The sequence below is a fragment of the Arthrobacter sp. NamB2 genome (assembly GCF_005281365.1).
Classification (GTDB): Bacteria; Actinomycetota; Actinomycetes; order Actinomycetales; family Micrococcaceae; genus Arthrobacter_D.
Window position 1 is genome coordinate 192,530 of sequence record NZ_SZWI01000007.1, and the last position, 21,472, is coordinate 214,001.

Below are 21,472 nucleotides of genomic sequence, written 5' to 3' on the forward strand. Positions count from 1 at the left end.
GCGACGGGACTCCTGCCGCGCGGCTCCCGACAATCTTAGTGCCGGTCCGGCCGGCACCGAAGCGGGCAGGACCTGCCTACCAGGATGACGCCGCGGGCAGTCAGGCGAGAGTGGCCGGAACGGAGGGTCCGGGCGACGCCGTCGGCTCCGCCCTGCCGGGTGGCGGCCCGATCGGGAGGAGAGCGCGGCCCGCCCCCTCCGCTTCCAGGCCGGCCTCCCACGCGCGGCGCAGAGCACAGAAGCGCAGCCAGTGGTTGCGTAGCACGGCCGGGTTCGCCCGCATGGCGCGCACCTCCGTCTGGCCCACGGCCACACCGAGCAGCAGAGGCTCGTCACCTTGGGCCCAGGAGCGCCATTCACCCTTCTGGGGGTCGACGACGTATTCCTCGGCTTTCATTCCGGCAACCAGCTGCATGACCACCTTGTCGTCCAGCGCCTTGACGAAGCCGTCCCTGTCGGTGTTCTTGGTCTTGTAGTCGATGAGGCAGGTACGCCCGCCGATGGTGGCGACGAGGTCGAGGGTGCCGGCATAGCCGAGCTGCGTGTTCCAGATGGTGAGCTCCGGCTCCACGGGACGCACGTCGTACAGCTTCCACCACTCGTCGAACCGCTGGGCGAAGCCTCCCTCTCCGTTCTCCTCGAGGGCGAGGCGCGCGGCGTCGAGCTCTTCCGGACGGCCGAGGGCCCTCAGTGCAACCTGCTCGCAGTAGTGATGCACCCGGGTACCCCTCGACGCGGCTTCGTCCCGATACCGTTCGGCCGCCGCCGCTGCATCCTTCACTGCTGTGCGCAGTTCCGAGGGGTTTCCCAGGGCCCCCGGCAGGCGCGGATCCCTCGACAGCGCACTGGCAGCCATGTGGCCGAACCAGCCACCGAGGGAGGTGGGCAGCTGGGAGATGACGGTGGTGATGGACGGCACGGATGGCTGCTCCGAGGTCGATCGGGCGTACATCCTTCCGTGAGGTGTCGAATGTGCGAGGAGCGGGGCGGTCATGGCTCAAGTCTCTCAGGTGCCTCTGACAGCGCATGCGGCCGAACGAGAGGCCCCCTTCGAGGCGCGGCGTCGCGCCGATTGGACGAACCCCCAAACGTCCTATAGAGTTTTTTCTCGTTGGAAAACGAAGAAACAGCGCGAAATGTACGGCATCGGGCGGGTTTCCACTTCATTTTTCTTCTGCGGACGTAGCTCAGCTGGCTAGAGCACCACCTTGCCAAGGTGGATGTCGCGGGTTCGAATCCCGTCGTCCGCTCGCAAGTCACTGTATGGCCGGATCAGTCCGGTGACCGGAGCGATCCGGTCACGGTGGGGTGGCCGAGAGGCGAGGCAGCGGCCTGCAAAGCCGTATACGCGGGTTCGAATCCCGTCCCCACCTCGCTACGGTACGAGCAGCACGGCAATGGGCGATTGGCGCAGCGGTAGCGCGCTTCCCTGACACGGAAGAGGTCACTGGTTCGATCCCAGTATCGCCCACCATGGCGCCCCCTCGGGGGCGCTTTTTTGCGGACGTAGCTCAGCTGGCTAGAGCACCACCTTGCCAAGGTGGATGTCGCGGGTTCGAATCCCGTCGTCCGCTCTCAAGTCTATCCGGCCATCACCCGGTCCTCGCGAGGACCGGGTTCTTCTGTCTCAGCCTCCGGCGAACAGGCCTCCTGCACACACCGCTCCCACACCTTCGTGACCTATGATTACCGAAGCGGAAACGGGACTGCGTTTCCACGACCGAAAGGAGGTGTCCGTGGGTTTATTGGATGGGCTCAAGGGCAAGGCCGGCACCCTCGCGGGCAAGGCGACCGAACTCATTGGCGATAATTCCGACAAGGTGAAGAACGGCATCGGGAAGGCTGGCGACTTCGTCGACAGCCGCACCCAGGGCAAGTATTCGAGCCACATCAGCGGAGTGCAGACGAAAGCTTCGCAGATGGTCGACAACATCGACAAGAAGGACGGAAAGGGCGACGTCGGCCCTACCTCCCCGCCGGCCGTGTGATCCCCAGCCTGGCAATAAGGAAGCGCCGGTCCCGCCGAGAGGCGGCACCGGCGCTTCTTGCGTTGGGGCGACACGTGGCCGTTCCGCCCCTACTTCGTTGCGGGGCCGGTCACGACCAGCCGCTACCTCTACTCGAGGGCGAGGCTTCGGTCAGGCCTGCGCCGCGACGTCGCTCCCCTGCCGCGCGAGCGCCGTCAGCCGCGACACCGCCCTGTAGTACTTCTTCATGTAGCCGCCGCCCATCATCTCCTCGGTGAAGAGGTGATCGAAGGTGGCGCCACTGGCCATGATGGGCACATCGCGGTCGTACAGGCGATCGGCGAGCACCACGAAACGCAGTGCGACTGCCTGTTCCGTGATCGTCCGCACGTTGTGCCAGGCGACGGCGTCGATGCCGTCCAGCAGTTGCCGGTAGCGGCTCGGATGCACATCGGCGAGGTGGCCCAGCAGGTCCGAGAAATCGTCCTCCGCCAGCACTCCGCCCGAATACGAGGCGATGCGCTGGCGCAACGCGGCATCATCGATAGCGTCCGGCGCCTGAGGAAGGCCTCGGTGGCGATAGTCCTCGCCATCGATCCGCGCCACCTCGAACTGGTCGGCGAGAACCTGGATCTCCCGCTGGAAATCCTCGGCCGCGAAGCGTCCGTCGCCGAGCGACCCGGGCAGGGTGTTCGACGTCGCGGCGAGCTTGACACCGGCGTCGGCGAGCTCGCGCATGAGGCGGGACATCAGCACCGTGTCCCCCGGGTCGTCGAGCTCGAACTCGTCGATGCAGACGAGGCTGTAGCCGCTCAGGGCGTCGACGGTCTTGCGGAAGCTGAGGGCTCCCACCAGGTTGGTGTACTCGACGAACGTGCCGAAGGCTTTCCTACCAGTCGACGCATGCCACAGCGAGGCGAGGAGGTGGGTCTTGCCGACGCCGAACCCGCCGTCGAGGTAGATGCCTGCCCGTGACGGGGCCTTCTTGCCGCCGAAGAGCTTGCGGAAGCCCGAGGGCTCCGGCTCATTGACGGAGGAGGCGAAGTCACGGAGCTTCGCGACCGCAGCGGACTGCGAAGGCTGCTGCGGATCCGGGCGATAGGTGTCGAAGGAGACCTCACCGAAGCGCGGCGACGGATAGAATCCGCCGAGCAATTCATCGACTGAGACCTTGGGGGCCCGCTCTGTCAGGTGTTCGATGGCTGGCAAGGATCTGAACCGCTTTCTCTCTTCGGCTGAAGTGCGGCGACGGCCCGGACGGGCGGCCGCTCCGCTAGGCAAGACTACGGCAACGGCAGTGCTGCCCCGAGCGGCGATCGCGCGCCCGTCCGGGCTTGACCGGTTGCCCGATCGGTTGCCCGACCGGTTGCCCGACCGGTCGCAGGAACGGCTGTGCTGCAACCGGCCACCGAGCGGAGCCGGAAGGAAATGGAGTGCGTCGTGGTTACGCTAGACAAGAAGACAGGTGCCCTTGCACGGGGCGCACACAGCTACGAGAAAGGCCCCCATGACCCTGGCTCCAGACACTCAGGACAAGTTCGCCGAGTACGCCCACCCGGAACGCCTCGTGTCCACGCAGTGGCTCGCCGACAACCTCGGCAGCGAGGGACTCGTCGTCGTCGAGTCCGACGAGGACGTGCTGCTCTACGAGACGGGTCACGTTCCGGGCGCCGTCAAGATCGACTGGCACACCGAGCTGAACGACGAGGTGAGCCGGGACTACATCGACGGTGAGGGTTTCGCCCGCCTGCTGTCCGCCAAGGGGATCTCACGTGACACCACGGTCGTCATCTACGGCGACAAGAGCAACTGGTGGGCAGCGTACGCCCTCTGGGTGTTCACGCTGTTCGGCCATGAGGACGTACGTCTCCTCGACGGCGGCCGGGACAAGTGGGTGGCCGAGGGCCGGCCGATGACGACGGACAAGCCCGAGGTGGCCACCGGGGAGTATCCCGTCGTCGAGCGCGACGACGCGCCCATCCGCGCGTTCCTCGGCGACGTCCTGCAGCATTTGGGAAAGCCTTTGATCGACGTCCGCTCGGGTGACGAGTACACGGGCGCCCGCACCACCATGCCCGCCTACCCCGAGGAGGGTGCGCTGCGTGGGGGTCACATCCCGACAGCCACATCCGTTCCCTGGGCTCGTGCGGCTGCGGAGGACGGCACCTTCCGTACGCGCGCCGAGCTCGACGCCATCTACCGCGAGGAGGCCGGTCTGCAGGACGGCGACGACGTCATCGCGTACTGTCGCATCGGGGAGCGGTCGAGCCACACCTGGTTCGTGCTCAAGCATCTGCTCGGTTTCGAGAATGTGCGGAACTACGACGGCTCCTGGACGGAGTGGGGCAACGCGGTACGCGTACCGATCGTGCGGGGCAGCGAGCCCGGCGAGGTGCCGGCACGTTCGGCGCAGGCGTCCCGATGAGTACGGAAGCGATTCCGGCGAAGCTCGCCGAGATCATCGACGACTTCCAGGACCTGACCGAGCCGGACCGGCTGCAGTTGCTGCTGGACTTCTCTCGTGAACTCCCCGACCTGCCGGAGCGGTACGGCAACCATCCGGAACTGCTCGAGCAGGTGGTGGAGTGCCAGAGCCCGCTGTTCCTGACCATGGAGATCGGTGAGGAGCCCGAGCGGCCGGTCCACCTGTTCTTCTCCGCTCCGCCGGAAGCGCCGACGACGCGTGGGTTCGCGGGCGTCCTGCTGGAGGGGCTCGACGGCCTGCCCGCGGAGGAGGTCCTCGCCGTGCCGGACGACGTCCCCGACAGGCTGGGCCTCACACGGGCCATCACTCCCCTGCGCATGCGCGGAATGTCCGCCATGCTTGGGCGCATCAAACGGAAGATCAGGGAAGCGCAGTAGCCTCGGGCTCGGGAGCCTTCCCGCCGGGAAGAGTACGCCCGTTCAGGTGGCCGTCGAGCCAGCGCTCGACGACGGTCTCCCATCGCTCCGGATCCACGTTCCATTCCTTGGTGTGCCGTGCCCGGTGGAACCGCTCGAGAGTGACGAAAGCGGGGTTCCGTGCGGCGAGCTCTGCGGAAGGCCCGATGGGGACGAACTCGTCGTCCTCGCTGTGCAGGACGAGCGTCGGCAGGGTCAGTTGCTCTGCACGGGCGATCCAGTCCATACTCTTCAGGTCCAGTGGTGCTGCCAGCCCGGTGATCCTGCGCGCCCGCTGGCTTGCCAGGAGGTATTGTCCGAGCCGGCCGACCGGGGCAGGAATGCGGTTCAGCTCCGCGTGGTGGGCGAGCACCTCGATCCAGTTGATGACCGGACCGTCGAGGACCAACGCGCTGATGCGGCGCCTGTGGCGGGAGAGGTCCGCCGTCTGCAGGGCGATTGCACCTCCCATGGACCAGCCAAAGAGGACGACGTCGCGGGCACCATGGGCGACGGCGAAATCGATCGCGGCATCGACGTCGTGCCACTCCGTCATCCCCAGCCCGTACCGTCCGTCCGGCGCCGAGGGGGCTTCGCCGTCGTTCCGGTAGGACAGGACGAGACTTGTCAGCCCGAGGCGGCGGGCCGGCGTGAGCGCACGCAGGGCCTCGGCCCTCGTTGCGCCACGACCGTGAACCATGATCGCCCATGTGCGCGCGGGCTTCTCGGCACGAACGAGCCATGCCGGCGCCGATCCCCCCTCGACGGGGATGAGCACCTCCTCCTCCGCGAAGCCCATGGCGGACGGCGACGGATAGACAGCTCCACCCCACCAGCCCCTCGTGGCCGCCGCCAGATTGCCCGCGTACACCTTCTCGACGGCGCGTTCGACGGTCCCCTCGCGCGGAACGTAGGAGCGGATCTCCCCGATCCGGGCGTGCCCGGTCCCTTGGTCGAAGTGCAGGCTGTAGGTCCCCTCGATGGTCGTGTCGTCGTTCGCGGGAAGGATGACCGTCTGGTGGCCCGCCGAGCCCACCACCGCCAGGATGTCGAGGTTCTCGTCCCGACCTCGCGCCGGGGTCACCACCTGGCGCGCGAAGTACACGGCGAGGCCGGACACCGCCCCTGCTGCGGAGGACGCCAGAGCAGCACCGGCCCCTACCCCAAAGGCTGTCCACTTCAGCCAGGGTGCGGTGTTCCGCTGCGCTGCGTCCGCCGACGTCATTGATGCCATAGCTCCATTTCTACCCTGCCCCGATACAGCCGTCGATTCACGGCGCGTTCGTGGGCCATCGGGAGGCCACTCGGCAGGATCGCGCAGCATGTCGCAGTACAGTGGCGCCATGACGCAAACGATCCTCGTGCTGACAGAGGAAGCCCTGACCCTCCCGGATCTCCGCAATCTCCGCACCCTTCAGGGCGAGGAGCCCGCGGAGGTAGTCGTCCTGATTCCCGAGGACCGCAACGAGTCCGTCCTGGGCGAGTTCTTCCGCCACCTGAGCCTCCTCGAGGTGGGCGAGGCGTTCCGCTCGCTCTCCCCGGACGACCGCCGCGACGACGAGGCTGCAGCCCGCGGCGCTCTCGAGCAGTCACTGCAGTTGCTCCGTGGTGAAAGTTTCACCGCCCGGGGGCGGACGACGAAGGGAAACCCTGTCGACGCGCTCGTGCAGGAAGCCGCGGGTAGCGGGGCCGCACAGGCCGTCGTCATCACGAGGCCCCACGCCATGGCGGATACGTTCCACACGGACTGGGCCAACAAAGCCCAGGACAAGCTCGGTATCGCGGTGCTGCACCTCTACTCCGGATCGGGATTTATTGGCGACTCGTAGGCGTTGTGCAAGGTATGACTACCGAGCGTGATACCTACCGACCAGAGATCGACAAGTCCGACGACGAGTGGCGGCAGGAACTGACACCGCAGGAGTTCCAGGTCCTGCGCAAAGCCGGCACGGAGCGCCCCTACACGGGCGAGTACTACGACGCGAAGACCGCGGGAACCTACGCCTGCCGTGCCTGCGGCGCCGAGCTCTTCACCAGCAACGAGAAGTTTGACTCGCACTGCGGTTGGCCCTCCTTCTGGGCTCCGTTGGCCGAGGACAAGGTCCGGTACCTGCATGATCGGTCTCTCGGCATGGAGCGCATCGAGGTCCGGTGCACTCGGTGCGACTCCCACCTCGGCCACCTCTTCAAGGGCGAGGGCTTCGACACGCCGACCGACCAGAGGTTCTGCATCAACTCGATCTCGATGAAGCTGGTGCCCGCCGAGTAGCGGCCGCCACACCCAGCATGTCCGCGAAGGCCGGCCGCAAGGCCGGCCTTCGTGCTGTCTGCACCGAGTGCCGGGATGGTTTCCGCGGCCGGTGTGCCATTAGGTCGCCGAAGCGCGGCGACGCTGTAGGCTCCAGATGTCGGCCGTCGTGATCAGGACCTGAGCGTCTTCGCCGACACACCATCGCCGAGCTGCGTCACTGCCACGGGCGTACCCGTGACGGTGCATCGCGCTCCGCGTGTCGTCCTTGGGGGAAGGGTTTCGGCATGGAGCGCCGCACGTTCATCAGTACCTTCGTCGCGAGCGCTTTGGGCCTCGGCACTGCCGCCTGCACCCGACCTCCCCGCACCGCCGCTGAGGTTCCGCGAGTGGCACCACCGACGGGCGCGCCGGTTAGGACCTCCCCTGCTCCCGTGCCGTCTCCTGCGGCTTCACCGCCTGCGCCGGTCCGATCGCCCGTCTCCCCTTCTGTGACGAGAGTGCCGCTACCACCCGGTGCGATCACAGGATTACCCAGCTCCGAGCAGGTTCTGGCGTGGACGGTCGACGACGGCTCTGACAGCGAGGTGGTGCGCCTCTACATCGAGTTCGCCCGCAGGAGCGGCACCAGGCTGACATTCTTCCTCAACGGGTCCTACCCTGGGTGGTCCGAGCACGCCGAGGACCTCAGGCCGCTGGTGGCCTCCGGTCAGGTTCAGCTGGGGAACCACACCTGGTCGCACGCCGCCCTCACGGGCCTGAGCGACGCGGACATAGTGGCCGAGCTGCAACGCAACCATGAATTCATCTCCTCCACGTTCGGCGTCGATCCCCGCCCGTACTATCGGCCCCCGTACGGGTACAGGGACCACCGAACCGATGCCGCCGCGGCCTCGATCGGCTACACCTCTCCCGTCATGTGGTACGGGTCCCTGGCCGACTCGAGCCTCCGCAGCGACCAGGAGATCATCGATCTCGCCCAACAATGGTTCCGTCCCGCGCACATCGTGATCGGTCACCTCAACTTCGTGCCGGTCACGCGCGTCTTTCCAGAACTGCAGCAGATCATCGCAGATCGAGGGCTGACAACCGTCACGCTGAACGACATCTTCGACACCTGAGCCGACGGCAGCACCGGTTCCTGCAGCATTCCCACGCGTTCCCAAGGCACCCGCAGGGCAAATCTTGAGGGTGAACACGGGTGGTATTGAAAGTGCAGTACACATACTGGATGCACGCCTGAAAGATGTTCCGTGGTTCGTCCACGGGGCTCAGCCGGCCACACCGACGAGCCTCGTGCACGAACGTGGGATCTCCTTCATGGTTCAAGCAGCCGGGCCGTGAGGGAGAACTGACCGCGATGCTCGAATCAGGAAAGAATCAACTCATCGAACCGGTCAAGAAGCTGGCCGGTTGTTCTGTCGCGTCGAAAGATCCTCCAGTGACCAGCGCCTCTTCCACGTCTCCGGGAACCCCGGCAACCATGCCGGCAGTCGAAGCCCTTCCCGCGGCGACCATCGAGCATTTTGTGAACTGCCCTACCGGTATCGTCGAGCACTACTTCGAGTCCCCGGCCCTGCACTGGTCCGATGAGCTGTATCGCATCCACGGTTACGAGCGCGGCGAGATCGTGCCCACCCTGGACCTCGGTATCTCCCACTTCGAACCGACCGATCAGGACGCCGCCAGGTCACTGTGGGAGAGTCTGTTGAGCCAGGGCGGACCATTGTCGGCCTACCTGTCCCTGCGCGACGTGCATGGCAAAGTCCGCAAGGTGCTGATCTCCGGCGACTACATCCTCACAGCGGGCAAGGACAGCAGCGAACCCATCGGCGTCTGGGCGCTGGTCGTAGATCTGACCCGATCGATCCAAGCTGACACCCACCGCATCGCGAACGAAGCCGTCGCCGCGTCCGCTGTGAAGCGGAGTGTCATTGAGCAGGCAAAGGGCATCGTGATGGGTCGAGGGGGCCTGACAGCCTCCGAAGCGTTCGACTGGATAAGCCACCGCAGCCAGGCGACCAACCGGAAGGTCATCGCCATCTCCCAGGACATCATCGACCGTAGTCATCAGCTCAACGAGGAATCACGGCCGCACCTTCGCGCCCAGGCCCTGCGGGACCTCTTTCCGATGACCTGAGAAGTCCCACCCGATCCATCCGGCCGGTCAGTCCGGCGCTGGCTCGAGTACCGTGAACGAAAGCGGACCCGGTGAAGGTTCCGCCCGCATGATCGATGCGGAGGCTCATCATGATCGATGCGGAGGCTCATCGGAATCGGCGTTCTGGTGGGGTTCTTCCCGTGGTGGGGCCCTCCGCTGCAGGGCGTTGCTGACCCGTGGTTGGGCTTCGATGACGGACCTGACGCGCTGGGTGGGGTAAGGAGGACGGTGCTGCTCGTAGTGGTGCAGAACGCAGCCGAGGCTGAGGACTCACGCCCTCAATCGGCGGACACCCCAGGCCCGCACCTTGCGGGTCAGCATCTCTGTCGGCAGCTCGAACAGCAGGTTGATCGAGGCGTGCTCCCTCGTGGAGTACAGCCAGGCGAGCACGAGCGGCGTCCCGGCGCCGACCAGAATCAACAGCGGCAGTGCGAACCAGTCATGGGCGAGCCCGGCTGCGTCGACGAGCGCCAGCGTGATCATGATCGGCCCGAGGTGCGCGACATAGAAGACGATGGAGTGGCGCCCGATGAATTCGAGGGCGATCGTAACGCGATTGGAGCCGAGCCGGGGAAAGGACCAGCACGCAATGGCCAATCCCCCGATCACGCCCCAGGCGTACTCCGCCCTGTAGAGCACGTTCTGGCCGACGACGCTGAGGACACCGACGGCGACGGCCGAGGCCGCTGCGCCGAGCAGCACCCACGGCCTGTCGAGCATCCGCTCTAGTTGCCTGAAGTGCTGCGCACACCAGGCCCCGAAGAAGAAGAAGGCCGCGAGGAACGTCATGGCCCCGCTCCGACTTCCGTCCGGCAGCAGGAGAGATGCCGAGAGCCCGGCGGCGGATACCGCCAGGGGCGGAATGCGCCGCAGCGGAAAGGCGATGCCATAGAAGACGAGGATGAACCAGAGGTACCAGAGGTAGGTCGGCGACTGGTAGAAGATCGCGGCCACCGCGGCCGGCGAGAGGTCACCGCTCGCGGCCAGGATGATCAGCGACCACAGGACGTACGGCCACGCCACCCGCGAAGCCTTGCCCGCGATGTACTCGGGTGCCGCCTTGACCAGGGAGCGTGGAAGCAGGATTCCGGAGAGAAACATCAGGCCGGGCATGCGGAAGGGCTCGAGGAAGAGATTGAACTGATCCATCCCCGGTGTCGGTCCGACCGCGATGCGCAGGGCCTCCCCGGCGTGCAACACCACGACAAGCAGAATGGCGACGCCGCGCAGGCTGTCCAGCCATCCGACCCGGGTGCTCGTGGTAGCGCTGATCGCAGCCTCCCTCGTAGACATCGCCTGTGTCGGCCTGTTCTCTGGGACTTCGTCGGCGGTACCTCCGCGGATTGCCGACAGTCTCGCTCCTGACCGAGTGGCCGTGAAACAGGAGCTTCCTCGCGCCTTCGGCGCAGAGCAGCAGTACACTCTCGCAGCGCTGCTTACTGCCCTCGGCCACTGGAACTGTTCAGCCCTGAGTACCTTCCCGCTCGAGATCCTCCTGCGGGCGGTAGTCACTGGGGTTTGTGCGGTCCGATCGGTGAATGCTCCGACGTGCGCAGGTGGACGACATCAGATAGCTGTCAGACATTGAGCAAACCTCTGATGCTGCGTTGCAGCTGGTCAAACGGTCAGCAGCGCGCGAGTCATATATGAGCTGTGCGGATCTTCCTTGTAGGAGCCGAAGGGCGGGCAGGGATCGAAGCCGTAGCTGGCATAGAGTGCTCGGGCGGGCGCGAAGAACTCCATGCTTCCGGTCTCCAGGGAAATGCGAGTGACGTGACGTGCTGTGGCATCCGCGAGCACGTGATTCAGCAACTCGGAGGCGATTCCGCGCCCACGTAACTCGGGCTCCGTCCGCATGCTCTTGAGCTCCTCATGCCCTGGCTCCAGCACAGCAAGTGCGCACGTGCCCGCTATCCGCCGTTCGTGCCAGGCTACCCACAGCTTCACGCCGGGCTGCCGCAATGCACCCATGTCCAGCGCGTGCTGGCTCTCTTTCGGCGACTGCGGCGCCATGTCCGCCAGATGGGCACGCAGGAAGAGCTCGAGGGCCGGATCCTCGAAGTCGGCCGGTCGGATGGTGCACCTCATGGGCGTGAGGATAGCAGCCCCGCTGTGCACCTCCGATTCCCGTCATCCGCCGCTTCTCACTCGGTTCTCACTCGGTTCTCGCCGTCCGGTGCTCGGCGGCGAATCTGCTCGGCGTGGTGCCCGTGACACGGGAGAAGTCGCGGGAGAAGTGCGCCTGGTCGGCATAGCCCAACATCGCGGCTGTCCCGGCCAAAGTCGTCCCCGTGGTGCGCAGTCGTTCCGCGGCTTCTTGGAGGCGACGCCGCTGGATGAGCCACTTCGGGGTCAACCCGAGTCGGCGTCGGATCAGGCGCTGCAGGGCACGCTCCGACATCTCGGTCTCGGCGCACAACTGTGCGACCGTCAGCAGGTCGGGGCGTTCCTCAACGAGAGCCACCACGCGGTCGACCAGCTCCCCCTCCGCGTCGACAGGCAGCAGCGGTGACAGAGCATCACCGAATGCTTCCATTACTGTTCGGTGGTTGCCCGGCAGGCGAGGATCATCGCGCATCGCTGCCCGGACACGATTGGTCAAGTCCGTCCCTGACCGGCCGAGGACGTCGGACACATCGACATGCTGGTCGGTGAAGCGAGCCATGGAGCCCTGACTGATCAGTGAGCCGGCGGCCGGCGTGCACATGACCCCGGCAGCCCACCCGTTCCCGGCCAGCACGGTCTGCGACAGACCGGTCGTGACGCCGTAGAAGCGGGCGTAATCCTGAGCGATGACCAGCAGTGCCACGGGGTATTGCAGGACCCGCTGCACGGACTGCTCACCGGCAGGTACAGACCACACAGGAATCCAGAACCGGCGCACGAGGCCCGCCAGTTCGGGTGGCGCCGCATACCGGTACATCACGTGTGAGGTGTCGCCGGGCACCTTGAGGTGAGCTCGCTCGACGTCGTTCAGAGCAGGCGGTGCTGCGTCGGGTTTCATCAAGACTCAGGATCCCGCATCTGACACCCTCGAGCACATGAATTCGACAACGATCGCCTATCGGACCGCCCTTCGCCCTCTCTCCCACCTGCTCGACGCGGTGCCAGCTACGCGTGGACCAACCCTTCACCCTGCGCCGGCTGGACCGCGCGCGATGTCGTCGCACACATGATCGACACCCAGCGGAGCCTGCTCACTGACCACGGCAACGACCCAGGGCCCGCCCCCGACCTGACAGATCCTGCCGACGGGTTCCGTGAGCACGCCGGACGAGTGCACAGCTTGATGAGCAGCGACGAGGTGGTCGATGCAACGTACGACGGGTTCTTCGGACCCACCACCGTGGGAGCGACCCTGGAACAGTTCTACGTGTGGGACATGCTCGTCCACCGCTGGGACATCGCCCGAGCCACCGGCGGGAACGCGACCCTGTCCCCCGAGGAGTTGGACCGCGTCGAAGCCGGCGCTGACAGCTTCGGGGGCGCCCTGCACATGGAGGGCATCTGCGGACCCGCCCTACCCGTCCCCGCCGTCGCTGACCGGCAAACCCAGCTCCTCGCTCGGCTCGGCCGAGATGCCCTATCAGCAGGTATCAGCGACATGGCGTGAAAAACCGAAGCGCTGTGGGAGGTGCAGTGGTGTGCAGCTCCGAACTGCTTGATTTCGGAATGACGGCAAAGCTCCTGTCCTGCAAGCCTGTCCCGCTCCTGCTGGCAGCAGAACGGGCGGTGGAACCTGAGCCCACCGCCCGTTCCTGCGGACACCTCACTACTGCCTGTCGTACTACTGGGGCTTGCCGTTGCCTGGTCGCACCGTGATGTCGGCCGTAGCGGTGGTTTCGATGCCCGCGTGGTTGATCGCGGTCGCGCTGAGCACGAAGTCGCCCCTGAGGCCTTCGATCGGGAGTTCGTAGCGGCCGTCGACGCCGGGAATCTCCTGCCCGTCGAAGCTGACGGTGAGCGAGCGAATTCCCGAGTCGGCGTCTTCTGCCTGGACGTCGACCGTGAGGCCGCGCTTCGCACCTACTCTCGTGTCCCTGAGCCCGGTCACGACCGGTGCTGTCTCGTCCGGTGCCGGGGCATTGACGTAGGCAATGCTCGGAGCGGGAGGTGTCTTCATCCCCTCGCCGAGGAAGAAGCCCGTGTGAGGGGGCTGGTTGTAGGCGGTGTTCTGCCAGGCCACGCCGAGGCGATACACGGGATCATGCATCAGGGTGCGGATGCGGTGCTCGGTGACATCGGTGGTGGTGACGATCTTCAGCGACGAGTGGTCAGCGCTGCGGTAGACGAGTTCCTCGCGCCAGTCACCGAACAGGTCGGCCTGCAGTGCAGGGTTCCCCTTGGTGCCGTTACCGGTGAGGGTGCTGTCGAGCGTGAGCAAGCGCTCTTCCGTCTTCGACTTCCAGTTCCACTTGGAGATGGTCGGCGTCGCGCCGGTGGCGAGCTCGGCCGGGTCGGTGTAGTCGTGGTCGGTGATCTCGCGCAGCAGATCCCCGTCCCACCAGGTGAGGAAGTTCGCTGCAGGGATGCTCGTACCGAGGTCGGTGCCATCTGCTGCGCGGAGAGATCCGACCTTCGAGTAGAACTTGTATGTACCTCCGATCGCCCAAGCCTCATTGCCTTCATGGGTCGGGTCGATGTCCCCCGCCGCGCCTCGACCGGTGTCACGGGCACCGGGAATCGACCAGAGGATGTCACCCGTCGCCGCGTCGCGCATCGTCGCCGCACGCTGTCCGCTGCTCGGCATGCTCTCGTGCACCGAGTAGACCTCGAGCCCGTCACGGGAGGGAATGTGGTCGGTGACATGCATCGCGTCGCCGTGGCCGAGGCCTGTCGTGTAGAGCGGGGTGCCGTCACTATCGATCGTCATCGACCCGAAGACGATCTCGTCGGCGCCGTCCGCGTCGACGTCCGCGATCGAGAGGTTGTGGTTGCCCTGCCCGGCGAACTGGCTGCCGGCCGTGGTCGAGTCGAACAACCAGCGTTCTTCGATCTTGCCGTCGACGAAGTCGAACGCCGCGATGTAGGTCTTCGTGTAGTACCCGCGGCTGAAGATCATGCTGGGGTTCTCGCCGTCAAGGTAAGCAGTGCCGGCAAGGAAACGATCCATCCGGTTACCGCTGGTATCACCCCATGATGCGAGCTCTCCGCGCTCCGGTACGTAGTCAATGCTGTCCAGTGCCGCACCCGTGGTGCCCTCGAAGACGGTCAGGTACTCGGGTCCGGCCAGGATCCGGCCGCTCGTGTTGCGGTGATCCGCCGCCGCGTCGCCGATGACCGTTCCGGCACCATCGACCGTGGCGTCCGCGGTCTTCATCGCAACCTCGGCTTTGCCGTCACCGTCGTAGTCGAACACCTGAAACTGCGTGTAGTGCGCTCCCGCGCGGATGTTGCGGCCGAGGTCGATCTGCCACAGCCGGGTACCGTCGAGTTCGTAGGCGTCCAGGTAGACGTTCCCGGTATAGCCGGAACGCGAGTTGTCCTTCGCGTTCGTCGGATTCCACTTGAGGACGATCTCGTACTCACCATCACCGTCGAGGTCACCGACCGACGCATCGTTGGCCTCGTACTCGTAGGCCTCGCCTGCCGGAGTCGTTCCACCTGCCGGTCTCTGCAGCGGGATGTCCAGGGACTGATCCCCCCACGGCGTGAACTCGTCGGTCACCGAGACTTCGCGTTCGTCGATGAGCGCGGTGACGCGGTACACGGAAGCGCCGGTCCCCTCCGCGTCGAGCAGATTCGTACTGCCGGTGATCGGGGTTCCAGTGATGCGAACACCGTCGCGGTAGACGTGGAAGCCGATCGAATCTGCGTCGCGGCCCAGCATGCGCCAACCGACGTAGATACCACCGTCGGTCATCACCGCGACCGGAGCCCGGTCGAGGTTTTCCACCTGCCGGATCTGCATGCTGCCGGGTGCCGCGGATGCCGGCATACTCGCGAGCGTTGCGGCAGCGACGGCTGCCGCTGCCGCCACTCCCAGTGCTCGTCGTGACCTTCGTGATTGGACGAACGAAACCATAACCATCTCCCTTGATGTCCTGGTGCAGAAGCAGAAGCAGCCGCCGAAACGGGAAACCGCTTTCCTTTGTGATTTCATCGTGCTTTCGGCCCGATCAGTTGTCAAGAGCAACAGAGATGATCGAGGAGCGAGGGTTGACAAGTACCAGTACTCCCGCGCCCGGCCGACGGGTGATCTGTGAAGCCACACTGGTCCTGCCGGCGAGGAGAGCACGAGCGAGCATAAGCTTTGCTTTATTTGAGAGGCGTTCACTGTAAGGCACGCTGCACCTGTTGCTAGGCTCGCGGCAACAACGGAACGTCGTTCTAACCCAGGGAAAGCAGGAGCCATGACCGTCACTCCCCTCGCACCGATTCATGACACGCCCCAGGACAGCGCCGCCTGGCACGCCCTGAAGGCGGCGGTGCAGGAGCTGCGCCTCCTGCAGGTCAAGGACGGCTCCATCCCCGACCCTGAGCATCACGCGTCCGCCGCCCAGCAGACAGCCACGATCACGTCGGCGATACAGGAGCTCGCCCCCCTCTTTCCGCACGACGCCGAGTACCTCGACCGCACCGTCACCGCTTTCGAGGCCTGGCGTGCAGGAGGGTTCGCCGTCCCCGACTTCCTCGAACCCCTGGTGGCCTTCCAGCCGCAGCTCGATCGGATCGACGGCCTGCAGCACCTGGTGGTCTTCCCCATGTACACGCAGAACGGCAGCACCAACCGGCTCGTCGAAGCCGTGCTCATCGAGGTTCTCTGGCCGGAATTCATAGCGGAGCTGGAGGCCGGCGACTACTCCAACGCGCTGTTCGTGCCCATCCGCTTCCTCGACTTCACCGAGGGTTACAACACGAACTCCGCCGTCCTCTTCCCGGAGACGGTCGCCGTCAGCCGGACGCCGACCTTCACCTGGGGCGCGATCTTCGCCGACCGTGAAGCAGCCCGCTTCCGCCGGGTGGTCACAGCGGCAGCGGAGATCACACGGCTCGACCTGCCCGAGGACGCGCTGGAACTTCTCGATGACCAGCAGCTCGCGGAAGAGACCTTCGTGATGTGGGACCTCATCCACGATCGCACCCATATGCGCGGGGACCTCCCCTTCGACCCGTTCATGATCAAGCAGCGCATGCCGTTCTTCCTGTACTCGCTGGAGGAACTGCGCTGCGACCTCACGGCCTTCCGCGAGTCCGTGCGGATTGAGAACGACGACGACGCGTCCCCCGAGGCCCGCAGGCACGCGAAGCTCGTGCAGTACGCCGTCATCTTCGACCGCATCTTCCGCTTCAGCATCACCGGGAACCGCGTGCGGAACTACGACGGGCTCGGGGGGCAGCTCCTGTTCGCCTGGATGCACCAGCACCGTGTCCTCCACTGGACCGACACGAAGCTCGCCATCGACTGGGACGAGGCAGCGGCAGTCGTCGTCGCCCTCGGGGAGCAGATCGAGCAGCTGTACTGGCGGTCCATCGACAGGCCGAAGATCGCCCACTGGCTCGCCGCCTACGAACTCGTCGCCGCCACCGTCACCCCGCACCCGGCCTCCGTGTGGGCGAAGGGCCCGGACGCCCTCGAGCTGATGGGTCCCCCGCGCGCCCTCACGGACGCCGTCCTCGACGACGAATTCCCGCTCTCGATGTTCTTCGAAGCCCTGGAGCGCAAGATGAAGCCGATCATCGAGTCGACGGCCGGCATCACGGCGGACGCGGCGTGAGCACTGACGGCAGCCGCACCGCCGTCGTCGCGGGCGCGACCAGCGCGTCTGGCGTGGCCCTCACGCGACGGCTGCTCGCCGACGGGTTCACCGTCGTCGCCGTCGGTTCCGATGCGGGACGCCTGGCGACGGCGTTCCCCGCACACGACGGCGTAGTTCGCCGCGTGTGCGACCTGACGAGTGAGGACGCCGTGGGCGCGCTCGCCGACGAGATCCGGGTGGACCATCAGGGTGCCGATGCGCTCTTCCACCTCGTCGGCGGCTGGCGTGGGGGCAAGGGAATCACCACGCAGTCGACGGCTGACTACGCCATCCTCCACCGGTCGGTGTTCCTGACGCTGTTCAACACCTCGCGTGCGTTCTACGACCAGCTGGCGGAGCGCGCCGGACGGCTTGCGGCGGTCTCCGCGACGGCGGTCGCGGCCCCGACCGCGGGGAACGCGTCCTATGCGGCGGTGAAAGCGTCGGTCGACGCCTGGCTCCGGGCCGTTGCCGACGGTTTCGCCAAGGACGGTACCTCGGCTGCCGCAACCGCCGTCGTCGTCAAGGCGCTTCTGGACGACGAGATGAGGAAACAGCGGCCCGACCGGGCCTTTCCCGGCTTCACGCATGTGGATGACCTCGCCGCGATCCTCGCGTCCCTTCCGGATTCGCCGGCCGCAGAGGTCAACGGAGCTCGCATCGATGCTGTTCGGGGATAATGGAACCGTGACCGACACCATGATTCCGGCAGCAGCGCCCGCGCCCCTGCACGATCGCACCCAGCGCAGCTTCGCATCCGACAACTACTCGGGCGTGCACCCCGAAGTGCTCATGGCCCTGGCGGCCGCGAACGAGGGACATCAGGTCGCCTACGGCGAGGACCAGTACACAGCGCGGCTGCAGGAGGTGATGGAGCAGCACTTCGGTGAGGGCATCTCGATCTACCCGGTGTTCAATGGCACCGGCGCCAATGTGCTCTCGCTGCAGTCCATCCTGCCTCGCTGGGGAGCCGTCATCTGCCCCCGGACCGCCCACATCAACGTGGACGAGAACGCGGCACCCGAGAGGGTCGGCGGCATGAAGCTGCTGCCCGTGGCGACACCGGACGGCAAACTCACGCCGGAATTGATCGACAAGGAGGCGTGGGGTTGGGGCGACCAGCACCGCGCCCAGCCCTTGGCGGTCTCGATCACCCAGACCACGGAGCTCGGCACTCTCTACTCGGTCGCAGAGATCAAGGCCATCGCCGACCACTGCCACGCCCGAGGCATGCGGGTGCACATGGACGGCGCGCGACTTGCGAATGCCGCAGCGGCGCTGGGACAGCCCCTGAGGGCCTTCACCCGGGATGCCGGAGTGGACATCCTGTCCTTCGGCGGTACCAAGAACGGCCTCATGTTCGGCGAATGCGTCGTCGTCCTGAACCAGGAGGCATCCACGGGACTGGACTACCTGCGCAAGTTGAACATGCAGCTCGCCTCCAAGATGCGCTTCGTCTCGGCGCAGCTCATCGCCCTGCTCGAAGGGGACCTGTGGATTCGCTCGGCGTCGCACGCGAATGCGATGGCCGCGCGCCTGACGGAAGGCGTCCGGGGCATCAAGGGAGTGACCCTCACCCAGGAGACGACGGCGAACGCCGTCTTCGCGATCCTGCCGCCGGGCGCAGCGGACCGCATCCGGGAGAGCTTCAGGTTCTACGACTGGGACCAGTCGACGGGCGAGGTGCGCTGGATGTGCTCGTTCGACACGACGGAGGAGGACGTCGACGCCTTCATCGAGGTGATCCGCACGGAGGCCGCGGCCGGGCCGGATACGACGCGTGAATCTGCTCCCGAGTAGCAGCGGCCGTATTGTCGCGACGGCGCGTCGCAACCCGACGTGCGCGCTCCGGGCGTAACCTGCTGGGGTGAGTGCAATCGGCGGCGTATCGCAGCTTCCTGCCGAATTCCTCGACGCCCTCTCCGGTTTGAGGAAGGCAGCGCGTCGCAGTGAGATCCGGCTCGAGGAGATCCCGGCCCCCGCGCGGCTCGCGCCCTTCGCGGTCGCACTCGGCGCGGAGGTCTTCGAGACCACACCCGTCACGCCTCCGCCGCTCCACGGACCGGCACGCAACCTCATCCCTCCGCCCGAGCCGGAGGAACTCGCGACAGGCCGCTTCATCCTCCTCTACGATCCTGCCGGATCCGAGGTCTGGAACGGCAGGTTCCGCATCGTGACCTACATCCGCGCGCAGCTCGAACCGGACATGGGCAACGACGCCCTCCTCGGTTCGGTCGCCTGGACCTGGCTCGTGGAGGCACTCGAGAACCACGGCGCGCGCCACCACAGTACGGGCGGCACGACGACGAGGATCCTGTCAGAGAGCTATGGCACCCTCGAGGACCGTGCCGACACGATCGACATCGAACTCAGGGCGTCCTGGACGCCCGACACCGCCGACGTCCGTCGACACCTGGAAGCCTGGTCGGAGATGGTGTGCACCTTCGCCGGACTACCGCCCCTTCCGGCCGGCGTGGCGCACCTGCCCCACCGCCGGTCCTGACGGGCCGGAGGCGGCCCGCACTCCCCTGGTCGTTTCCCGGACCCACGTTCGCGCGGGGATAGACTGAAAACACCATGAGTTCCCACACGTCCGAGCAGACGGACAGTACAGACGCGTCCGTGCCCGCCGTCATCGACGGCGGCGCCCCCGAAGCCCTTCCCCTGCTGACCGAGCCGCGCGACGGCGTCCCGCTCGTCATCGACACCCCGGCCGGCCTCGAACGTGCCGCGGCGGCACTCGCGGCAGGAACGGGACCCGCCGGCGTCGACGCGGAGAGGGCCTCGGGGTTCCGGTACGGGCAACGGGCCTTCCTCGTGCAGATCCGTCGAGAAGGAGCCGGAACCTGGCTCATCGATCCCGAACCGTTCGACGACCTGCGCGTGATCGACGATGCCCTCGACGGCGTCGAATGGATCCTCCACGCCGCCAGCCAGGACCTCCCCTGCCTCTCCGAACTCGGCATGTGGCCGGACAGGCTGTTCGACACGGAACTCGCCGCCCGGCTCGCGGGCCTCCCTCGCGTAGGGCTCGCGGCGGTCATCGAATCCCAGCTCGGCTTCACCCTGGCCAAGGAGCACTCGGCCGCGGACTGGTCCAAGCGGCCCCTGCCCGAACCCTGGCTCCGCTATGCGGCGCTCGACGTCGAGGTCCTGGCCGAGCTCAGGGACAAGCTGTCGGACCTCCTGCAGCAGGACGGCAAGCTGGACTTCGCCCTGGAGGAGTTCGAGCACATCCGCCGGACTCCTCCTGCGGAGCCCCGGATCGATCCGTGGCGGCGCACGTCCGGGCTGCACCAACTGCGCGACCGCCGGCAGCTGGCAGCCGTCCGGCAGATGTGGCTGGAGCGGGAGGACCTCGCGCAGCGCCGCGACGTCGCACCCGGTCGCCTCATTCCGGATTCTGCGATCATCGCCGCCGCGAAGGCCATGCCGAGTACCGTTCCCCAACTGCTGGCCACCAAGGGATTCCATGGGCGAGCCGCACAGAAGGAGGCGCCCCGCTGGCTCAAGTGCATCAGCGAGGCGCGGAAGCTGACGGACCTCCCGCCACTGCACGTGCCGACGAACGCCCCTCCTCCGCCGCGTATCTGGGCCGAGAAGGATCCTGAGGCCGCTGCGAGACTGCAGACGGCGCGGCCCCGCGTCGCACAGCGCGCGGAGAAGCTCGGCATGCCGATCGAGAACCTGCTGACGCCCGACTACCTCCGCAGGATCTCCTGGCGCCCGCCCGCGGAGATCTCCCTCGAATCGGTATCGGCTGCGCTCGCGGAACTCGGCGCCAGGCCCTGGCAGATCGAACAGGTCGCCGCGATCATCACGGTCGCTTTCCTCGACCCCGATCCGCTGCCCAGCAAGGGGCAGCAGGTCAGCGGGGACACCGACCCGGGGCAGTGACGCCCTGGTGATACCGGATCACGTGGCGTGTGGGAGACCGATCTGCCCGCTGAGGTGCACCATCTCCTCACGCGGCACTACTTTGATGCGCTCGCGTACCACCTGCTGACCGTCCACGACCGACACGGCGTTTTCACCGAGAATTCTCTCGTGCGCGTCCAGGGCCAGCCACCCCTCCCAGGTGGTGTACTCCACCCCGCGGGCTCTGAGGAGCACCTCCAGGTCCTCGTCACGGGACGGTCGGCCCTCCGTCGCCGGGAGATCGGCGAGGACGCAGCCGATGGTCTCGAGTGCATCGCCCTTGGTGTGCCCGATGAGGCCCACGGGGCCGCGCTTGATCCACCCCGTGGTGTACAGCCCTGGTATCGGCGCGCCATCCGCATCCAGTACCCGGCCTGCCACGTTGGGGATGGTTCCCCGTGCATGGTCGAACTCGAGATCGTGCAGCGGCGAGCCGAAGTAGCCGATGGCCCGGTACACGGCCTGGACGGGGTAGTCGATGATCTCGCCGGTTCCCCGGACATTGCCGTCACCCGTCAGCTCGGTGCGCTCGAACTTCATGCCGGCGACCTTGCCGGGT

At 66.4% G+C, this 21,472-nt stretch carries 19 protein-coding genes, 4 tRNA genes and 2 pseudogenes; 17 read left to right on the forward strand and 8 right to left on the reverse strand.

Translation table 11 applies throughout. The features are described from left to right. Positions 1–100 precede the first annotated feature (100 nt). Positions 101–994 (reverse strand): cytochrome, encoded by an 894-nt coding sequence (locus FDK12_RS13215; protein ID WP_137369987.1) that lies wholly within the window; start codon positions 992–994, stop codon positions 101–103. 182 nt (positions 995–1,176) lie between these two features. Between FDK12_RS13215 and FDK12_RS13220 the strand changes: the two genes are divergently transcribed. The 5 genes from FDK12_RS13220 (at position 1,177) to FDK12_RS13240 (ending at position 1,988) form a co-directional block, all read left to right on the forward strand. Continuing rightward, positions 1,177–1,250: transfer RNA gene (locus FDK12_RS13220), tRNA-Gly, on the forward strand. Between the two features lie 52 nt (positions 1,251–1,302). Then, positions 1,303–1,373, forward strand: a tRNA-Cys gene (locus FDK12_RS13225). Between the two features lie 26 nt (positions 1,374–1,399). Continuing rightward, a tRNA-Val gene (locus FDK12_RS13230) sits at positions 1,400–1,474 on the forward strand. A gap of 26 nt (positions 1,475–1,500) precedes the next feature. Further along, a tRNA-Gly gene (locus tag FDK12_RS13235) sits at positions 1,501–1,574 on the forward strand. Positions 1,575–1,736: 162 nt separating this feature from the next. After that, positions 1,737–1,988, forward strand: coding sequence for an antitoxin (locus FDK12_RS13240; protein ID WP_223263273.1), 252 nt, complete (start codon positions 1,737–1,739; stop codon positions 1,986–1,988). A gap of 150 nt (positions 1,989–2,138) precedes the next feature. Here FDK12_RS13240 and zapE read toward each other — a convergent pair whose 3' ends face one another. Further along, positions 2,139–3,176, reverse strand: a complete 1,038-nt coding sequence (zapE, locus tag FDK12_RS13245; protein WP_137369989.1) for a cell division protein ZapE — start codon at positions 3,174–3,176, stop codon at positions 2,139–2,141. 298 nt (positions 3,177–3,474) lie between these two features. Between zapE and FDK12_RS13250 the strand changes: the two genes are divergently transcribed. Together FDK12_RS13250 and FDK12_RS13255 are read left to right on the forward strand one after the other, a co-directional pair. Further along, entirely contained in the window at positions 3,475–4,392 is a 918-nt protein-coding gene (locus FDK12_RS13250; RefSeq protein ID WP_137369990.1) for a sulfurtransferase, read from the forward strand. Next, positions 4,389–4,829, forward strand: a complete 441-nt coding sequence (locus tag FDK12_RS13255) for a SufE family protein (protein WP_104118892.1) — start codon at positions 4,389–4,391, stop codon at positions 4,827–4,829. The genes FDK12_RS13250 and FDK12_RS13255 overlap by 4 nt, the downstream gene beginning before the upstream one ends. Here FDK12_RS13255 and FDK12_RS13260 read toward each other — a convergent pair. Beyond that, the gene (locus tag FDK12_RS13260; protein WP_137370011.1) at positions 4,813–6,072 is read right to left on the reverse strand and encodes an alpha/beta hydrolase family protein; all 1,260 of its coding nucleotides are present in this window, start codon (positions 6,070–6,072) and stop codon (positions 4,813–4,815) included. The genes FDK12_RS13255 and FDK12_RS13260 overlap by 17 nt on opposite strands. A 118-nt stretch (positions 6,073–6,190) precedes the next feature. Between FDK12_RS13260 and FDK12_RS13265 the strand changes: the two genes are divergently transcribed. The 4 genes from FDK12_RS13265 (at position 6,191) to FDK12_RS13280 (ending at position 9,235) form a co-directional block, all read left to right on the forward strand. After that, positions 6,191–6,676, forward strand: coding sequence for a hypothetical protein (locus tag FDK12_RS13265; RefSeq protein ID WP_137369991.1), 486 nt, complete (start codon positions 6,191–6,193; stop codon positions 6,674–6,676). Between the two features lie 14 nt (positions 6,677–6,690). Next, positions 6,691–7,116: a peptide-methionine (R)-S-oxide reductase MsrB gene (gene msrB, locus FDK12_RS13270; protein ID WP_137369992.1), complete on the forward strand. Its 426-nt coding sequence runs from the start codon at positions 6,691–6,693 to the stop codon at positions 7,114–7,116. Between the two features lie 479 nt (positions 7,117–7,595). After that, the gene (locus tag FDK12_RS13275; RefSeq protein WP_223263275.1) at positions 7,596–8,216 is read left to right on the forward strand and encodes a polysaccharide deacetylase family protein; all 621 of its coding nucleotides are present in this window, start codon (positions 7,596–7,598) and stop codon (positions 8,214–8,216) included. A gap of 362 nt (positions 8,217–8,578) precedes the next feature. Beyond that, positions 8,579–9,235 carry a PAS and ANTAR domain-containing protein gene (locus FDK12_RS13280; RefSeq protein WP_137369994.1) on the forward strand — a complete coding sequence of 219 codons (657 nt, stop codon included), beginning with the start codon at positions 8,579–8,581 and terminating at the stop codon, positions 9,233–9,235. Positions 9,236–9,526: 291 nt separating this feature from the next. Here FDK12_RS13280 and FDK12_RS13285 read toward each other — a convergent pair whose 3' ends face one another. The 3 genes from FDK12_RS13285 to FDK12_RS13295 all read right to left on the reverse strand — a co-directional run bounded on the left by FDK12_RS13285 (position 9,527) and on the right by FDK12_RS13295 (position 12,260). Further along, positions 9,527–10,549, reverse strand: a complete 1,023-nt coding sequence (locus tag FDK12_RS13285) for an acyltransferase family protein (RefSeq protein WP_137369995.1) — start codon at positions 10,547–10,549, stop codon at positions 9,527–9,529. A gap of 324 nt (positions 10,550–10,873) precedes the next feature. Further along, complete coding sequence (locus FDK12_RS13290; RefSeq protein WP_137369996.1) at positions 10,874–11,344, reverse strand: GNAT family N-acetyltransferase; 471 nt, start codon at positions 11,342–11,344, stop codon at positions 10,874–10,876. A gap of 67 nt (positions 11,345–11,411) precedes the next feature. Continuing rightward, entirely contained in the window at positions 11,412–12,260 is an 849-nt protein-coding gene (locus tag FDK12_RS13295) for a helix-turn-helix domain-containing protein (RefSeq protein WP_137369997.1), read from the reverse strand. Positions 12,261–12,383: 123 nt separating this feature from the next. On the opposite strand from FDK12_RS13295, the pseudogene FDK12_RS13300 reads away from it, so the two are divergent. Then, positions 12,384–12,869 (forward strand): annotated as a pseudogene (locus FDK12_RS13300) (maleylpyruvate isomerase family mycothiol-dependent enzyme); the annotation flags it as partial. 174 nt (positions 12,870–13,043) lie between these two features. Here the strand turns inward: FDK12_RS13300 and FDK12_RS13305 are convergent. Continuing rightward, positions 13,044–15,281, reverse strand: a complete 2,238-nt coding sequence (locus tag FDK12_RS13305; protein ID WP_317616739.1) for a rhamnogalacturonan lyase — start codon at positions 15,279–15,281, stop codon at positions 13,044–13,046. Positions 15,282–15,609: 328 nt separating this feature from the next. Here FDK12_RS13305 and FDK12_RS13310 point away from each other — a divergent pair, with 328 nt between their 5' ends. From FDK12_RS13310 to FDK12_RS13330, 5 genes are all read left to right on the forward strand, one after another. Further along, positions 15,610–16,974, forward strand: coding sequence for a DUF6421 family protein (locus FDK12_RS13310; protein WP_137369998.1), 1,365 nt, complete (start codon positions 15,610–15,612; stop codon positions 16,972–16,974). Next, positions 16,971–17,675 (forward strand): SDR family NAD(P)-dependent oxidoreductase, encoded by a 705-nt coding sequence (locus FDK12_RS13315; protein WP_137369999.1) that lies wholly within the window; start codon positions 16,971–16,973, stop codon positions 17,673–17,675. The genes FDK12_RS13310 and FDK12_RS13315 overlap by 4 nt, the downstream gene beginning before the upstream one ends. A 19-nt stretch (positions 17,676–17,694) precedes the next feature. Further along, entirely contained in the window at positions 17,695–18,795 is a 1,101-nt protein-coding gene (locus FDK12_RS13320; RefSeq protein WP_137370012.1) for a threonine aldolase family protein, read from the forward strand. Positions 18,796–18,871: 76 nt separating this feature from the next. After that, a complete protein-coding gene (locus tag FDK12_RS13325; protein WP_137370013.1) occupies positions 18,872–19,498 on the forward strand; it encodes a DUF3000 domain-containing protein in 627 nt (208 codons plus the stop codon). A gap of 74 nt (positions 19,499–19,572) precedes the next feature. Continuing rightward, the gene (locus tag FDK12_RS13330; protein ID WP_137370000.1) at positions 19,573–20,892 is read left to right on the forward strand and encodes a ribonuclease D; all 1,320 of its coding nucleotides are present in this window, start codon (positions 19,573–19,575) and stop codon (positions 20,890–20,892) included. Positions 20,893–20,910: 18 nt separating this feature from the next. On the opposite strand, the pseudogene FDK12_RS13335 reads toward FDK12_RS13330, so the two are convergent. Beyond that, positions 20,911–21,472, reverse strand: a pseudogene (locus FDK12_RS13335) (pyridine nucleotide-disulfide oxidoreductase); the annotation flags it as partial.

What these genes read in the sequence shown, in the direction of transcription:
- FDK12_RS13215 (WP_137369987.1), bottom strand. Translation starts at nt 994, where the DNA reads ATGACCGCCCCGCTCCTCGCACATTCGACACCTCACGGAAGGATGTAC.
- FDK12_RS13250 (WP_137369990.1), top strand. Translation starts at nt 3,475, where the DNA reads ATGACCCTGGCTCCAGACACTCAGGACAAGTTCGCCGAGTACGCCCAC.
- FDK12_RS13255 (WP_104118892.1), top strand. Translation starts at nt 4,389, where the DNA reads ATGAGTACGGAAGCGATTCCGGCGAAGCTCGCCGAGATCATCGACGAC.
- FDK12_RS13260 (WP_137370011.1), bottom strand. Translation starts at nt 6,072, where the DNA reads ATGACGTCGGCGGACGCAGCGCAGCGGAACACCGCACCCTGGCTGAAG.
- FDK12_RS13265 (WP_137369991.1), top strand. Translation starts at nt 6,191, where the DNA reads ATGACGCAAACGATCCTCGTGCTGACAGAGGAAGCCCTGACCCTCCCG.
- msrB (WP_137369992.1), top strand. Translation starts at nt 6,691, where the DNA reads ATGACTACCGAGCGTGATACCTACCGACCAGAGATCGACAAGTCCGAC.
- FDK12_RS13280 (WP_137369994.1), top strand. Translation starts at nt 8,579, where the DNA reads ATGCCGGCAGTCGAAGCCCTTCCCGCGGCGACCATCGAGCATTTTGTG.
- FDK12_RS13285 (WP_137369995.1), bottom strand. Translation starts at nt 10,549, where the DNA reads ATGTCTACGAGGGAGGCTGCGATCAGCGCTACCACGAGCACCCGGGTC.
- FDK12_RS13290 (WP_137369996.1), bottom strand. Translation starts at nt 11,344, where the DNA reads ATGAGGTGCACCATCCGACCGGCCGACTTCGAGGATCCGGCCCTCGAG.
- FDK12_RS13295 (WP_137369997.1), bottom strand. Translation starts at nt 12,260, where the DNA reads ATGAAACCCGACGCAGCACCGCCTGCTCTGAACGACGTCGAGCGAGCT.
- FDK12_RS13305 (WP_317616739.1), bottom strand. Translation starts at nt 15,281, where the DNA reads ATGGTTTCGTTCGTCCAATCACGAAGGTCACGACGAGCACTGGGAGTG.
- FDK12_RS13310 (WP_137369998.1), top strand. Translation starts at nt 15,610, where the DNA reads ATGACCGTCACTCCCCTCGCACCGATTCATGACACGCCCCAGGACAGC.
- FDK12_RS13320 (WP_137370012.1), top strand. Translation starts at nt 17,695, where the DNA reads ATGATTCCGGCAGCAGCGCCCGCGCCCCTGCACGATCGCACCCAGCGC.
- FDK12_RS13330 (WP_137370000.1), top strand. Translation starts at nt 19,573, where the DNA reads ATGAGTTCCCACACGTCCGAGCAGACGGACAGTACAGACGCGTCCGTG.